General features: G+C 42.6%; 11 protein-coding genes. 1 reads left to right on the top strand and 10 read right to left on the bottom strand.

The genetic code is table 11. The features are described 5' to 3' along the window. Nucleotides 1–369 precede the first annotated feature (369 nt). A complete protein-coding gene (locus ZX61_RS11640; protein ID WP_049844925.1) occupies nt 370–2,397 on the top strand; it encodes an alpha-amylase in 2,028 nt (675 codons plus the stop codon). A gap of 48 nt (nt 2,398–2,445) precedes the next feature. On the opposite strand, the gene ZX61_RS11635 is transcribed toward ZX61_RS11640, so the two are convergent. From ZX61_RS11635 to ZX61_RS11590, 10 genes are all read right to left on the bottom strand, one after another. Further along, nucleotides 2,446–5,520 carry an Ig-like domain-containing protein gene (locus tag ZX61_RS11635; RefSeq protein WP_082173466.1) on the bottom strand — a complete coding sequence of 1,025 codons (3,075 nt, stop codon included), beginning with the start codon at nt 5,518–5,520 and terminating at the stop codon, nt 2,446–2,448. A gap of 30 nt (nt 5,521–5,550) precedes the next feature. Beyond that, nucleotides 5,551–7,989, bottom strand: coding sequence for a CBM96 family carbohydrate-binding protein (locus tag ZX61_RS11630; RefSeq protein ID WP_049844786.1), 2,439 nt, complete (start codon nt 7,987–7,989; stop codon nt 5,551–5,553). A 123-nt stretch (nt 7,990–8,112) separates the two neighbouring features. Beyond that, nucleotides 8,113–8,385, bottom strand: a complete 273-nt coding sequence (locus ZX61_RS11625) for a hypothetical protein (protein ID WP_049844785.1) — start codon at nt 8,383–8,385, stop codon at nt 8,113–8,115. Between the two features lie 46 nt (nt 8,386–8,431). Continuing rightward, a complete protein-coding gene (locus tag ZX61_RS11620) occupies nt 8,432–9,196 on the bottom strand; it encodes a LysM peptidoglycan-binding domain-containing protein (RefSeq protein ID WP_049844784.1) in 765 nt (254 codons plus the stop codon). Next, nucleotides 9,159–10,247 carry a hypothetical protein gene (locus ZX61_RS11615; RefSeq protein ID WP_235431336.1) on the bottom strand — a complete coding sequence of 363 codons (1,089 nt, stop codon included), beginning with the start codon at nt 10,245–10,247 and terminating at the stop codon, nt 9,159–9,161. The genes ZX61_RS11620 and ZX61_RS11615 overlap by 38 nt, the downstream gene beginning before the upstream one ends. Next, on the bottom strand, nt 10,213–10,926 hold the full coding sequence (locus ZX61_RS11610) for a hypothetical protein (RefSeq protein ID WP_049844783.1): 714 nt from the start codon (nt 10,924–10,926) through the stop codon (nt 10,213–10,215). The genes ZX61_RS11615 and ZX61_RS11610 overlap by 35 nt, the downstream gene beginning before the upstream one ends. Further along, nucleotides 10,913–13,732: a CS1-pili formation C-terminal domain-containing protein gene (locus tag ZX61_RS11605; RefSeq protein ID WP_049844782.1), complete on the bottom strand. Its 2,820-nt coding sequence runs from the start codon at nt 13,730–13,732 to the stop codon at nt 10,913–10,915. The genes ZX61_RS11610 and ZX61_RS11605 overlap by 14 nt, the downstream gene beginning before the upstream one ends. Further along, nucleotides 13,729–14,247: a hypothetical protein gene (locus ZX61_RS11600; protein WP_235431335.1), complete on the bottom strand. Its 519-nt coding sequence runs from the start codon at nt 14,245–14,247 to the stop codon at nt 13,729–13,731. Before ZX61_RS11600 ends, ZX61_RS11605 begins: the two co-directional genes overlap by 4 nt. An 89-nt stretch (nt 14,248–14,336) precedes the next feature. Continuing rightward, a complete protein-coding gene (locus ZX61_RS11595) occupies nt 14,337–14,909 on the bottom strand; it encodes a hypothetical protein (protein ID WP_235431334.1) in 573 nt (190 codons plus the stop codon). Nucleotides 14,910–15,167: 258 nt separating this feature from the next. After that, nucleotides 15,168–16,136 (bottom strand): helix-turn-helix domain-containing protein, encoded by a 969-nt coding sequence (locus ZX61_RS11590; RefSeq protein ID WP_049844780.1) that lies wholly within the window; start codon nt 16,134–16,136, stop codon nt 15,168–15,170. Between the last annotated feature and the right edge of the window lie 276 nt (nt 16,137–16,412).

Below are 16,412 nucleotides of genomic sequence, written 5' to 3'. Positions count from 1 at the left end.
GCCGTTTAGTGGTGACAAAAGCTTATTTTCTCATGAAAAATATTGTCACCTATGTCATTTGTGAGAAATGAATACACCAATTTGAAGCACATTATTTATCTTTGAACGGAATTTAATCAGATTTCGTAATAATGTGTACCTCAGTTCGCCAAGGAACAAATCTATAAACCTGAACGAAGATCACACCCCCTTTATAATGCGCAAGTTAGCACTCCTCCCTTACGGGTCAAGATTGTGACTAATATCAGGCTTTGAGGCGTAGAAAGAGAGAATGATGTGGCGAGTCTCTGGCTAAGTTAGGGTAGATGAGTATAAAAACAACAACATCAAGGATGTAACGTGAATAGTCTGTTTAAACCCAATGCGATCATGCTTGCTACGATCCTTAGCTTGCCCGTGCTAGCGAGTCCTACACTCACCTTATCAACGACAACAACAAGTAGAGATATTCCCCTTTCCACATCAGAAGCCACCGTAATGTCTCTGTCTAAAGAGACCTATCAGCTTACGGTTTCGGGTATCGATGGCACTTGTGCTAATGTTGAAGGCCAAAAAGTTAAGTTTCGTCGCCCATTAGCGCTCAATTGTGGAGCAGATACTGTACTGCCACTGAAGATTCGCTTTGGTGGCGATTATTCTTTTGCTTATGATAAAGAAAACAACACACTGACCATTGCGCGTGAAGCCAAGAAAAGCAAACAGGCCTTTAGCCGACCTATCCCTGACGTCCAATGTGAAACCTATTCGGGCAAAGAAGTTACGATCAACCTAGGCAGCACTTTCGCAGATGGAACCCAATTAAAAGATGCACTAAGTGGACAAACCGTAACAGTTGAGAATGGTTCAGTCACTATTCAGCCGTCAAAACAAAGCGGTGGACTCGTCCTGCTTGCGCCTGCCGAAGCCCCAATTTCACAGCCTGAGTTTACCTATAAGAACGCCAATATTTACTTTGTGATGGTCGACCGATTCAGCAATGGAGATACCAGTAATGATCAGAGTTACGGTCGCCAGAAAGACGGCAAACAGGAAGTCGGTACCTTCCACGGTGGCGACCTAAAAGGAGTGATTGAAAAGCTCGATTATATAAAGAGCCTCGGTACAGACGCGATTTGGCTCTCTCCGATTGTTGAGCAAGTACATGGATTTGTTGGCGGCGGCGAAAGTGGCAGCTTCCCATTCTATTCTTACCACGGCTACTGGACACGTGACTTCACTAAAATCGACCAAAACTTTGGTAACGAACAAGATCTGAAAACCTTGGTTGAGGAAGCACACAAACGCGGAATCAAGATCCTACTCGACGCCGTCGTTAATCATGCGGGTTATGGCACACTTGCAGATATGCAGTTTGATAACCTAGAGGTGGTCGATCATTCGAAAATGCCTAAACAGTGGGCAAAATGGACTCCTGAAGAAGGTCAAAACTGGCACAGTTTCAATAGCGCCATCGACTATCAAAGCAAACAGTGGCAAAACTGGTGGGGACCAGATTGGGTTCGCGCAGGTTTACCGGGCTATACACAACCCGGTAGCAGCGACACCACAATGAACTTAGCAGGCTTACCAGACTTTATTACTGAATCAACAAAACCAGTAACACCTCCTAAGTGGCTGCTCGACAACCCAGATACTCGCGTTGTTGCTAAGCCTGACTTCACAGTGGCTGATTACTTGGTTGAGTGGCAGTCGGACTGGGTAAAACGTTTTGGTATTGATGGCTTCAGGGTCGATACCGTAAAACATGTTGAAGGGGACGTTTGGCTTAAGCTAAAACAAGCCGCAAGCGAGAACCTAGAGCAGTGGCGCAGTGAAAATGGCAAGTCTGGTCAACCGTTCTGGATGATGGGAGAAGTATGGGGACACTCGGCTTACCGCTCACCTTATGCGGATCAAGGTTTCGATGCTCTGATCAATTTCGATATGCAGAAGAAACTCGATAAAGGCGCAGCCTGCTTTAGCCAGATGCAAGACGTCTACCAGAACTACGCAGATTCAATACACTCTACCCCTGACTATACCCCTGTCAGCTATATGTCATCCCACGATACAGAGCTGTTCTTCAACCGCTTTAAATCTTTCGACATGCAGCGTAACGCCGCTAATGCCCTGCTCCTAAGCCCTGGTGCTATTCAGGTTTACTATGGTGATGAAGTCGGTCGTGAACTTGGTCCATACGCAGATGATTTCCATCAGGGTACACGCTCCGATATGGTCTGGCAGCTCGACGATAAAAGGAAAGCCTTGCTCTCTCACTGGCAAACCGTTGGTCAGTTCCGTCACAACCACCCAGCAATTGGGGCGGGCAAACATCAGCAAATAGACAATGACAATGCTTATGTGTTCTCGAGAACACTAGGTGAGGATAAAGTCATTGTGGTCTATTTAGGTAAGTAACTAATTGATAATTATAACGCCTCCATAACTGGAGGCGTTAAAGCTTTTTTACAAGTTAAGTATTCGCTTCTTAAGTTCGTCTGGCAAACTCTGCTCATACCTCCTCTGTTGTTCATCTATTCCAATACTATCAGAACGAACGCAGTAATGATTCTTAGCATCTAATACCGTAATACCTGGGCATTTTCTGATCTCGTAGCTTTTGCCATTGTCCACGGTTGTAGCATAATATTGCGCATCAGACGTCGGAAGATTGGTATTACTATCACCGCTGTTTCTATAGTATTGTCCCCAATTAGTAGCGCCAATAGCCTCTGTGGCATTTAAACTGTCATGGTGGTATGGATCGCTATCTGCCGCCCCACTGGCGCCATCATAATCCATGTCAGAATCCACCTTGATTGTTGAAACTGCATTCTTTGAGATACCTAGCTCTGTATAAGATACCGTAATGTTTACGCTACCTGCCGCCTTGCCAGAAACCACGCCAGTAGCGCCAACCGTTGCAACATTGTTATTAGATGAGGTCCATATTGCCTGTGTCGTCAGGTTCATTACACTGCCATCGTCGTAGTGTGCTTGGGCTGCTAGAGTTGTGTTACCACCAACAAGTATTGCATCAGATGCCGGTGTAACCGTCACCGATGACAATGCTTTTTTGACAGCTACAGAAGCTGAAGCTGACTTTTTGACACCTAAATCAGTGAATGAAACTGTAATATTTGCATTCCCAGCCTTTTTGCCAGTGACTACACCAGAGCCACTAACACTTGCCACTCCCGTATTTGAGGAAGCCCAGCTAGACTGGGTGCTCACCACTTTTGAGGTGCCATCACTATAGTGGGCAGTAGCTGTAAATGTTTGACTCTTACCAACGGCAAGGGTGGCTGATGTAGGCGAAAGAGTTAACGAAGTAAAACTAACGGGCAAATAAACATCAACTGGATCGACTGTTGCTGTCTTCGTAATTTCACCGTCAGTATAAGAAGCAAGGATAGTGACGGTCCCTTCGATTTTGCCGTGAACGACGCCATTACTATTAACTGAAGCCATAGAACTATCTGAAGAACTCCATTTCACCTGACTCGTCACTACCTTTGATGACCCATTACTGTAATGAGCCGTAGCAACTAGTGCCTTGTCTTCACCAACTTTTAAAACTAAAGAACCTGGTTCTACAACCAATGACGTCAATAATGGCTTCACAGTAATCAACAGGCTGTTAGAGCTAACGCCACTCACATTAGTACTAACGGCAGCTGTGCCTGCTTTGAGTGCGGAAATCACCCCTTGTGAATTTACAGAAACCGTAGAAGACTCGCTTGACTGCCAGTTCGACTGAGTTGTAACGTCTTCGCTATAACCCGATTGATAAAAACCTATAGCCTGTAAACTAGTATTATCTCCTTGATATAAGGTTTGCTGACCTGAAACTGTGATGCTCTTTAGCATGTCATCTAAAAAATTGACAACTGTCTCCAGTGTTTGCGAATAATAGTTTACAAATACTTTAAAAGAGCCTTTTGTATCACTACTGACATTGAATGTAGCCAAGCCACCTCCATCGGTTAAACCGCCTTGATTATCAAAATGCAAGGCACGACTATCTCCATAAGCGTAAACCTGCTGATTGATAAGTGGTGCTCCGTCTTTACCGATAACCTTAGCTTGAATCTGATCGAAGTCCCCTTCTCCATGATGGGTTACGTAAGCCTTGTCTTTGAGTGTTTGAGTCGATAAATCTCCTGGATATACGCACGTTGCAATTAGTGGTGTTATTGAACTGGAAGCGGTAAGCACACCCGTACTCATATCAATCGCTTGGTAGCTAGTGGCCGCTTCTGATGAAGATGTCCAATAACGGGCAGCGACAGGCCAATGATCGCTGCTAACAATATCAGGTTTCGCATTGAACAGCGCCTCCATTTGCTCGCTTGTCGGTAGTACCATTCCACGGCTAAGGCACAGTGAACTGGCAGTATTGTGGTCAAATAGAGTGATGTCGTAATCGGTGCCATTGATAGCTTCAGTTTTTATGCCTTGGTAGTACAACTGCGAGACATCAGCACTTTGTTTTTCCCACGGTGCTGTGTATCTCTGGCTACTGCTTAAGACGATATCCTGCCAAGGTTTGGCAAGCTCTGCGACAGTAATGCGAACAGTAGCTACAGCAAAGCCTCCATTATGGTCAGTCACATAATAGCTGACATCATAAGTGCCGGAGGTTTTAGCTGAGAATGTAAAACGCGCATTCGCGGGATCAGTTTCATCAGCAACGGATACCTCCGCGTTATAGCTGTAGACTTCAGTTAATTGCAAGCTATCGCCATCAGGGTCTTGGATATGCTCGGCTACATCAATCGTAATCGTAGAGTCGGGCTTTAGATCTTCGGGGCCAGCAAAATTTTCAGCAGTTGGCATGCCATCCAGTCTCTCTGATACCGCAATATCTATGTAACCTGCTTTTACATTGCTACCATCTTCACTGTTCATAGAATAGATCAGCCTTGACACCCCGACTTCAGAACCTGCTTGGAATTGAATCGTATTGGTTGAAACATCCGCCGTGGCAGTTCCACCTCCAAGTACCACAATCTGTTCATCAAGCCCATAGTTTGCTGGAAAGCTAGTGGCGAGTTTTTCCTCAAGCGACATTGATAAACTATCATTGACTTGAGCAACCTCAGACAGAGGTGGAATTACCGCAGATGTCGTCGTTTCGCTTAATAAAACGTAGCTGCGACTTGCAACGGTTTTATCAAACTGCGGAGTCTCTGAGTGGTTTTGAACTACGTACTGATATAAGCAGGTGTCTGGTGTGCTCTTATCAACCTGAAAACTCATGGCCTGTGAATCAAACTTCGGATCTTCACAGTCACTGCTTAAAGATGTCACCGATTCTAAGCTTAATGGTAAACCAGCAGGATCACTGACACTACGTCTAAGAGAAACCGTCTGATGGGCTCCATCTTGCAAAGAGAGTTGTGCAAAATTCTCTACTGCTATAGGAGAACTAATATTATCTGCGTCTTTAGTGCTTTCAGGTTCACTACCACCTTCGCCACCACAACCATGAAGCAGTAAAATTGCAGGTAGCAAAACAGATGAAAAACTTCGTTTCATTGGAAATTCCATATGGGTATGTTTTGAAGATTAAGGCAGGATAACGAGCTGAGGAGCCGTACCTGATTCACGAGAATGAAAGTGCATATCCACTTGTTGCCCAAAGCTGCCTAAGTCATCGAGTAAGAGCGAAAGGTATGTATTATTCGGTTCGGCTTTGATGAGTTCAGTCACATCCCACTCTATCCATTTCCCTACATCGCTTTTTTTAATCGTGGTCGTATTGCCTTCTGTTAAAACCTCTGGTGCAGTATTCCAAGTAACTTCATCTTCAGACCAATCATTGCTAGAAAGTGAATAAACCGTTAGATTTCTTCCTGTCTCCCCAACGCCTGAATTAACACCAGCTAGATACATTCTCAATGTTGCTTTACTAAAGGTTCGTACTGGCTTGTTTCCGACATAAAACTTGAGTAATGCCTTCCGGTAATAGCCATTGCTATCAGCGTTATCCCGCTTAACGATCAGCGAAGAATCCGACCCAAAACTCTGATTACTATGGGATCCTCCCCTAATTGTTGCATCTTCAACAGCTTCGAGCGTTCCAAAAGGAACGGTCACCTTAAACTCATTAGATGTGACTTCGCCTGATGTGGCCGAAATGTTCGCGGCCCCCATACCTTCAGCAAAAATTTCTCCTGTTCCTGTCACACGAATAACTTTCGGGTTATCAGACTTCCATTCCACCTGCCGCGAAATATTTGACTCGGTTCCCGACTGATATTTGCCCATTGCGGTCAACGTCTCGGTATCACCTAGTTGCAATTCATGCTCTCCACTGAGTGAAATACTAAGCAGTAGGTCATCAATAAAATGCACTAAAGCACTCTTAGTTTGCGTGTAGTAATTAATAAAAACATCAAAGTCACCGCTTAACTCACTACGGATATTGAATATTGCCTTACCATCACTATCCGTTAGAGCGGATTGACTTTCGAACCTTAGGTTTTCGTCATCACTAAACGCATAGATACGTTGTCCAGAAATAGGAGAACCATCTTCTTGCTTGGCATAGGCTTCCACTGTGTTGTAATCGCCATCAGCAAGCTCGGTTTGATAAGCGTTGTCTTTACTCACTAAAGTTGAAAGCTCACCGGGATACACGCAGGTAACGATTAAGGGGTTTGATGTCGGCAATAGAATCTGGGCACCGCTACTCATATTAAAACCATATTGCTGGTTGGCAGCAGCTTTACTGGAAGTCCAATACGCAACAGAGGTAGGCCAATGATCAGAGTTCGCGACATCAGGCCTCGCTTGAAATAGTGCATTCATCTGATCCAAGCTCGGTAACGCCATCCCTCTAGACTGGCACAATGCTTGAGCCGCATCAGCGCTAAACAGTGGAATGAGATATTCTGTACCATTGATGATTTCAGGCTCGGTTCCCTGATAGTAAATACCTGCCGTATCGGCACTACTTTTCTCCCACGGCGCGGTATAGCGGGCACCACTTGCTAGCACAATATCGTTCCAAGGAAGAGGCGGCTCAGACACCACAATACGTACCACTGCTACGGCGTAGCCGCCTCTATGATCCGACACATAGTAAGTCACGTTGTAAATACCAGGTTGAGAAGCCAAGAAGCTAAACTTTGTGTTGTTAACATCGAGCGGATCGGTAATCGCTACATTAGCGTTATAGGCATACACGTCGGTTAGTTGCAGCGAGTCGCCGTCAGGATCACTCACCGAGTCACTAACATCTATCGTAATATTTGTGTTTGGATATAACGATTCTGGCCCCGCGATATTTTCTGCAGTAGGCATACTGTTACCATCTGAAGAAACGGCAATATCGACATAACCCGCTTTCACATTGTTACCATCGTCGCTCGATAAGGAGTAAATCAAACGGGTATCTCCTGGTGTACTGCTTGCTTGGTATAAGATCGTATCCGAACTAACATCCGCACTCGCCACTCCGTCTCCGAGCAGCACAACATCTTGGTTTAATGTGTAGCCATCAGGATAGGTGGAGCCCAGCTCCTGCCTAAGAGCAATGGTTAATTCAGAATCTACTTTTACAGACTTCGATATCGGGGGAATTAGCGAAGAATCTGTTTCGTTACTGAGCAACACCACGCTTTCGGCACTGGACTCCTTATCTAATTGCGGATTATCTGCATGGTTTCGAATCACATAGCGATAGACACATGTTTCGGGAATAGACTCAGCGACCATAAAAGATAGGTGCTGTTTATCTACAACTGGCGTACCACAAGACTGACTAAGAGGCTCAACACGCTCTAGTGTTAGCGGTAATCCCTGAGGATCGCTCACATGCTCTGCCAAAGACACAACATGCTGGCTATTATCGAGCAGAAACTGTGAGTAGTTATCTGTTGCTACTGGAGAACTGACCGTTTCTTGATGTGAGCTTTGTTGATTCTGTTCACTCGTTTCTCCACCGCAACCAAATAGCACTAGTGGCAATAAATAAACAAATAGTTTGTTATTGAGCCGCATACTTTCCTCTTATTCCAGAATTAGCTTGCATTACTCTCCTAAAAAAAGCGACAAAAAGCCCGCCCACTAAGAGAGTTAACCCTTATCGGAAAATAATTAATCTTATTCAGCTAAAATATTTGATTAAAAATAAATCTTTTTAAAATCTTCAATATCACTAATGATATCTGAGTTTAAAAACTCAGAAATTGAGTTCGCTTTGATGAGCATTCTACTCACTGTTTGCTGGCCATCATTAATCTTAAACATTGAAAAGCCCTCATTTTCATCATCATAGAAGCAAAAGTAACTAAACCCTTTTCGCTTAACGTGAAAGTGATTAATATGCTTCATCTTCAGCATATTTAACAACTCTCTTTCGCTGCCTCTCTTGAGACATTCAGGCTGACTGGCCATCCAAACATCCTCCCTTCCTGTATAACTAAATCATTAGAGATATTTTCTATTTAAGATAATAAATAGTATCTCCAGGATAAATTAAATTTATATTTTTAAAGTTATTGCTTTCTAATATACTTGATAGAGAAACATTATGTTTACTAGCAATTTTAATTAGCCAGTCTCCCTTCTTAACCGTATATTGATGCAACTTTCTTAACGGTTTGTCTGGCTTATTTTCTAAGCCACTTTTTTCTGATTGTTGAGCGACAATTGCTGTCTCTACTTTTAGGATTGAGGTGTTTGGTTCTTCCCATGCTTTGGGGTGATCAAACGCAATACTCAGCCCAGTGTAAAACTGGTTTTTGTTCACTTCAGTGTCATCAAAGCTAAAGCGATACCCTGCCAACGCGGTAATGTTGCCCGGCAACTGACACCTTAAACCGTAATCAACGAAGGCAGAACGGTACGCGTAGCCTGCTCCCAGTTCTAAATTCAGATCTTGCGCAAGCTGAAATTGTTGACTCACTCCAACAGAAAAGGTATTTCGATGATAGCCACCAGGTGCTAGGTTTGTCTCTCCTGCAACATGGAACTGCCCACCAGCTTTAAGATTAAAGTTATCCCAGCTATGAACGGCGTCTATACCCAACGTTGTGGTGTCCCCAAAATAAGCCTTGCTTTCGAGCTTATCAGGCCAAGACATACCGCCCAATGACTCTACTTCTTCAGCCTTTAAGCTATGAGAAGCCACTAAAGCACACATCAATAAGCTAGCTGCTGCTGATTGTTTACAGGTTTTCTTCGAAATATACGGTAAATTGGTCATAGTAATTACCAGTAGTTAAATCATCTGCTGGGATATTGTCGTAGTGAACATTAAGCATCATGCTTACCGTGTCCCCTTCTCCACCTACGACCGTTTCTCTATTGTTTAAGTTGAGCTTTCCGTTGCTGACAAGCGAAGTATCCTCGCAGGCATTACAATCGATGCTATATGGAATTGGTTTGGCACTGCCTTCATCAACATAGGCTAGATTAAAACTATCAGTTTCATTTTCAGGGAAACTTAACTTAAGTCCGTTGGTAAAAAAGCCATGAGCCGTTATTAAGTAATCTGTTTGCCCGGAAGCCGTTAACTTCTTCTGATCATATTTCGCAGGCATAACCCCACTGCCGCTGACTTCAATATTGGCCAAATTTGCCGCCTCGTAGCGGATAGACAATGTCACCGGAACTCCGGTTGTACTTCGATATGTCCAACTCCCCGTAGGAGAGCGAAAACCATATGCAGGGCGAACCATGACTGACCCTGTGTATTGCCCACTGCTTACTCCCGCTTCACGTAATGATTGAGCTATATCAGAAGTTTTTATTAATGGTCGAGCAAATTGAAAGGGGGTAAATGCAGCCGCCGTTTTATAGGTATTACTGTTGATGCAAAAACCTATACCTGTATCCGCCAGTGTAACCACTCCACCCTCACCCATAGCGGTTTCACATACTTTATAACTGCCGTTAACAGGCTCAGAGCCATCGAAGTGAGCGCTCGCTTTACCTAAGTTGTATTGAATACCGATAACCCGAAAATCAAGATCAACACTCTCGCCTGTTTCACTGTTCCTCAGTTTTATTGTACTGACCGACTGCCCAAGAAAAGTCCCCGGAACCCACTCTGTTGTTGGCTGTAATCCGGAGAGTGGCTGCCAATTAGTCGACGTTAAATAGCCACTTTGGTTATATGCGTTGAACCACGTTAGCCTGCCACCTTTCACAAAGCCGCTAATCGTTGTCGCTTCGGCACAAGGCAGTAGCAACAAGCAACTGAACAGGCATAACGCTAACTTATAGAGTGATGGTCTCGTTATATGACTGATCATGGTTACCTACGATAACTTTAAGTGATTCACGGTAGAGTTTGTCTGAAAGCTTAATGGTTTTACTGCGCCCTGCTAAAACGTAATAGAGCGCTCGGCATCCTTTTTGATCCATACTGAATTTATCGCAGCTATCAATTTTAATTTTGATGAAGGTATTACCTGTATTTCTAACAGTTAACCTCTTGTTTTGTTTATCAAAATTAATGTCATAATCCACATCAGACTTCAGTGCAGGAACAATGTAATAAGGCGCGATTCCAAAACGGATATCGAGTTTATTCTGGTTTTCCGCATCAGGAGAAACCACTGGTGTAAATCTGACCTGATAAACATTGTCATGGCTGCGATCGCAATTTCTCCGGCACAGATATCGAACCGAAAAGTTGCTCATCTCGCCTGAGTGAAGAATCGCCTTAGCCGGATTAACAGCAAGATCCCAGAGCATAAAGTTATTTTTATTAAGGGGGATTTTTTTAATTTGGTTGTGTTCAACAATTACTTTTAAAACCTCGGCTTTCAGATAGATAGTTTCTTCTTCAGAGTTCGAAACGGTGAACATGCCGTTTCCTTTCTCATTACCAGCTAACATCAAGGTATCAACTTGAAAGGCCCAAGTGTTAGCAGCAAAAAAACAGATGGCCGTAGCGATAAGACTTGATAACAGGCTATTGCATTTCATGGGTTGTCTCCTGCACAGAGGCGTATGGAAAATGGTCTGACTCTTCCAGTGCGTAGACACTGAATTCATCAATAAACTGAACTTGGTTATCGGCAAGTTGCTCTTGAGTCTCGATAAATACAAAAGTATGCTCTCCAACTTGTTTTTTAACGAACACAAGATCCTGGTTAGCTAATTGCTCTTCATATTGCTCGATAACAGATGGTTGGGAGAACTCCCCCACATAGTAATAGAGTTTGTTATTTCGCCCTTTCGCTATCTGCTGCCCGTCTTTCAAGTCAAACTGAGGCATACAGAAATTGGTACCTAGGTTGTAACTTTCGTACTCATCAGAATAGGGAATAACGCATCGTTGTCCGCGACTGACAAGCTGGTACGGCAAACCTTGGCTGATTTTAAACTTGAACACGCCTTGGGAAAGTTCTTCAACATCAAGGCAACCCGCGCCTTTACATTTCACGTCATCTACCGCGTTCCCTTCAATATCGGTAAATACTGACAAGTAAGATTTAACACTATGTAAATCAACATCTAACTTAAGAATGGTTCCCGGATAGCTACTCGATTCTGCAAAGGACTCGCCTGTATTGTGATAATCACTCGCCGCTTCATCTAATGCGACTTTGTACTCTCGATAAGGTTTAAAAGGGTAGATCACTGTATCTTCATCGACGAGTACTTGCCCAGCAGGGTCATCATTACTTTTAATACGAACTACACTCACAAATTCGCTTTCGTCAGTTAGGGAGTGGAGCTTTTGATCAAGTTGCTGATTTTCGATGATTAAGTAGCTGTCAGCCGCTCTATCTGTCATATAGGTATTGTCATCAGTCACTATCGTCGAACCTGAGAAAGCCGCAAATACGTTGTAATCACCTTCTGTGTCCAAGTAACCGTAACTGCTACCACTTAAGTGCTGATCGTGATACCCCGCAGACAAAGTCGCTTCACCAATGGTCTCAGATGGAATCGCTTCACTATCACTATATCTAAAGCCAACTTCGCTACTTAGGGACACGTTATCATCGGTCTCAAATTGATGATTGATGGTAGCTCGGTGGTATTGGTACCTATTACTGCTGGTGCTCGCGGCATAATTCATTGATGAATGCGTACCTAACGGTACAGAGAAGTTAACGCCAAACATCCACTCATCATTCATTTCACCACTTAGCGCATCGGTAGATTCTGAATAGGTTGTATTGATATCGATAGTACTGTGCCATAAGCTCGAAAATGTATAGCCAGCCATCACTGATTTATAATCATCAAATACTTCTTCATCACCGAATTCGTAATAAGTACCGTCCCTCTCGCTTGTGTAATTGGAGTAGCTAGCGTAGAAATTGCCAGAACCTAACTGATGGCTATAGTTCGCTGTAAACTCCTGAAAAGAGCCAAAGCCATATAGGTAATTGGAAAGGTCATATTTTAGTGGGCTTGTCTCGTCGTAAAACTTGCTCCACGTAAAAGAGGCTTTACCTAACGTCAGTTCAGACTGAAGGTAACTGCTGTCATCACTAAAGGTGCCTACTAACGCGTTAGCAGCGAGATTTCTATCTACATCAATTTGAATGGCGGCGCGCGCGTAATAATCTTCCGCTGTATTCAGCACATCGACCCCAATTAAAACTGGATCAGTAATTCGGTTTGTTATGCTTGCCTGAACAAAGCCATTGTATTGATATTCTTCAACATCATACTGATCTGTTGCTACCTCATCAGCATCTTGTTTATACATAGAACCTGCCGAGAGTTGATAGTCAAAACTACCTGAATTCAGTGCATACTTAGTGGCATTGTAAATTTTTCTGACCTCGTGATAGATAACACTATCACCAGAGACAACTTTAATATTGAGGACATGAATTCCTTTAGGCAGCGAACTATATGAAATGTAATTCTGACCAGCACTTACATTTTTCTCGAGTACAGGTTCACCATTTCTACGAGTGACTATAAGTCGCCCAGAAGAAGGGATAGAGAAGTAGAGCCTTTGATCTGAATCTCGGTTTTTGAATATCAAATCAGACGTTGAGCCTAAGTCAAAACTAACAGCATCTATCTGGGTATGTGCGTCTAGAATCGCGCTGCTGTTCCAGTAGTAGTCAACAGAACTTGACGTATAGCCGAAACGAAAGCGGGTGTCTTCCTTCGCGTAGTTGTAGTTTAACTGATCAAAATAGAGGTCATTGTTACCAGATGCAGAATGATTGCTAACGTTGAGATCACTGACAAAGTAACCACCAAAAGCGCCTAATGTCGACTTGTTCTTATAAAAAGCGTTAATGTCACTCTCAGAGCCCATATTGGCGTTGAACTGGTGGTGCATCATTAGTGCATTTTGATCCACTGCGTCATCAATGTAATGGCGATTCGATTTTCGCTCCGCCATTTCTGAAGTTGGAATGACAACACGCACGGTTGCCTTATCTTTGATGACGACATATTGATATTGTAAAGCGCCGCTAATAACGCAGTTTTCTCTCATCCCTTTACACAGTTCACTGGTTGAAACCCCTTCCATAAGATCTGTCAACACGTGCCGAATCGCGTGTGACTTTAAATACTGCTTAGAAAGGAACCGCAGGAGAGCATCTTTTTCATTTTCATCAACTTTTACGCTATCGTAGCCTAAATCAGCCATTAATATGACAGAATCAGTATCATTGATCATAATCCTCGTTTCAGTATGCTCAGACTGCATTAAATCTTGAAATTCTGAAGGGATTTCTGAAGCGAAAGCAACCACAGGAAAACATAGACAGACTTTCGATAGCGCAAGACAAATATTATTTAAAGTCATAGCGATAACTCTGCCTCAATGCTAATTGACCCAGAGCAATACAGCATAGTCTCTTTAATTGGCTGGCTTTTAAGTGTCAACGCAGCTTGGCCAGATAAGTTTCCCGCCTCTGTTGAGGGAGACAATAGCAAAGCCTTAGCTGGCTGTGTTTGGTCAAACGGATTGCCGTCAATCAATAGATTGATAAATCCTTCCTGACTGACCGTATCGTCACTGCTGTGACGACAAACAGAACGATTTTCTAACAAGTTGAGGTTGTATCCAAACCCCATCGAAGATTCAGAATTTGGAATATCTGAAACGATATTTAACTGAACATCGTGGTCCAAAAATACTTTTGTCGCTTCATCGTACTCAAGTAAAAAGCTCGATTCGCCTGGTATGATTTCTAACGTATACGGATATACTTTCCCTTTATCTATATATGTGGAGACATTAAAGCTCCTAGTTATATTTTCCGCACAGACAGAAAAATTCACTAAAGAGAATGATAATAATAACATTGTATATTTCATTTGATACATCTTGAGCATGACAATAAGCTGCAGAAAAACTGCAGCTTGTAAAACAGCAAAAGTATTATTGGGTCTAAGTAATAAGTAGGCTAGATTTTACCTACATCAGGTTCGGCGGTAATGTTGGCTGTAACAATGATTGTTTCTCCTGGAACCACTCCTGTTACTGCATCAGTATAACTTGTTGTCACACCGATAATATTATCACCCGCAATCGTTTTATATACACTACCAGGAGTCATCTCTGTGTTGTCTACTTGGAATTTTAGACGTGTGCTATCATAGTCACCGTTACCCGTTGAGCTCACGTTTGATGAGACCAAGTTCCAATTCACATCCTGATCATAAAGTGTGCTTGGATCAGGTGAGTAGCTACCATCTCCATTGTCAATTGTTGCATGTGCCTCTACAACAATAGCTTTGAATGACTTAAAAGTACCACTATTAGCAACTTTTAAAGTACCATCCATAATATCACCGCCACCTTGGCCAGTTAGTGCAATATCTTTAGAAAAAAATGAGCCACCAACAACGCCTTGCCAGTTTAGTTGCGCTTGCGCGATACTAGCGAAATTATCTGCAGCAAATACACCACTGCTCATTAGAGCCCCGCCTAATAATGCAACGGTCATGGCCGACTTTTTTATTTTATTCACTTTCATCTCCTAATTATAAAAGTCTAATACTATTATTTGATACAAATAACAGTATTAAAATTCATTCAAAATATCATCCGCCATAGAGGTATGACGTCGGAGACAAGTTTAATCTTCAATCAAAGATCAACAATAGGCATACCGCATTTAAACCATTGCCACAATGCCTAATTCTTCGAGAAATAGGTTCAATAAGGCCGATTGAATACCTAGTAATCAATCGAATAAAGATAACAAAAGGATCTAAATATTACACCTTCAGGATTAGATAAAACTGTTGTGTAACTGCTCGTTGACACAAGCCATTGGCGCATAGTGTTGATATAAGGCGATCAAATAGTCTGATGACAACAAACGATTTATATCCGCCATCATAATTGCTTGGCGATATTTTTTCCCGCCAATGACAAACTCGCCCGCACCACCTTCTCCTTCACATGCGACTACAGAAAATCCTCGATGACTGTAATAATTGTAGGCAGATTGAGTAACTACTCGCATAGCAAAATATTGAATATTTGGGTTGTTAATGGCAGTAATGACTTCTCGATAAACATTATATAAACGCAAACAAGGCGCTTCAAAAAACCGGCTACTGCTAAACATCACCAAATGGCTATTGCGCTCTTTATTACAAGCTTTGCTGTAGTCCGGTGTACAACTTGATTGCTCCATTTGTTGAAGGAACTCATCATGTTCAAAATAGTAAGCTAAGTAGTGCCCTGCTTTAGAAGCGTTATTTAAATAAACACGAAACTCTCCACACTTATCTGCTATCAAATCATGAAAATCATGCCTGAACATTTCGCTATCTGGAATACCAAATTGTTTGTGCATTCCTTCAATTTCAGAAAGGCAGTCTTGGAGACCTATAGCAGATAGCGCCTCCATCTCAAACACTTGGTAGCAGTTTGCTTGGTGTTCTCCATATTTAAGGCGATTCGAGAAGCTGTAAACAGATTCATATCTATCATAGAAAATCTTTCTTAGCTCTTTAAAGTCATTTTCTACGTGTTGAGCCAATAAAAACTCAGAAAGATCATCATTAAAAAAACGTGTAATCAGCAATTGCTTGTAGCGCGATGGCTCAGTGACTCCTCTTTCCCAGCGGCTTAACGTGACATTATCAAGAGATTCAAACGCATCAAATTGAAACTGTTTTAAGTTTTCGACAATTTCCGACTGAGTGACCTTCTGCTCTTTTCTTTTTTTCTTGAGGTAACTTGCAAACATAGAACTTATACCAAGTTGTTAAACATTAGATACTTCCCTAGACGCGTAGCTGTGACTAAAAGAACTCACCTGCCCGCAGATTTACTTAGACTACCATTGTGCTAAGGAGTGTTAAAAGTGACGAAATGTCAGCAAGCTGCAAAACAAATCGACGCATTGGAAGGATATATCAATCTTGTTTCACATTTCACAACTCTAACAGTGAAAAAAATATCAGTAGAGTTCCATAACTCACTGTCTGTACTACACTAAATTAATAATGCAACTTCACGAGTA

This window comes from Vibrio sp. VPAP30 (assembly GCF_001188205.1).
Taxonomy (GTDB): Bacteria; Pseudomonadota; Gammaproteobacteria; order Enterobacterales; family Vibrionaceae; genus Vibrio; species Vibrio bivalvicida.
Note: the sequence above shows the minus strand (reverse complement) of the source record. Positions and strands in the feature narration are given on the sequence as shown.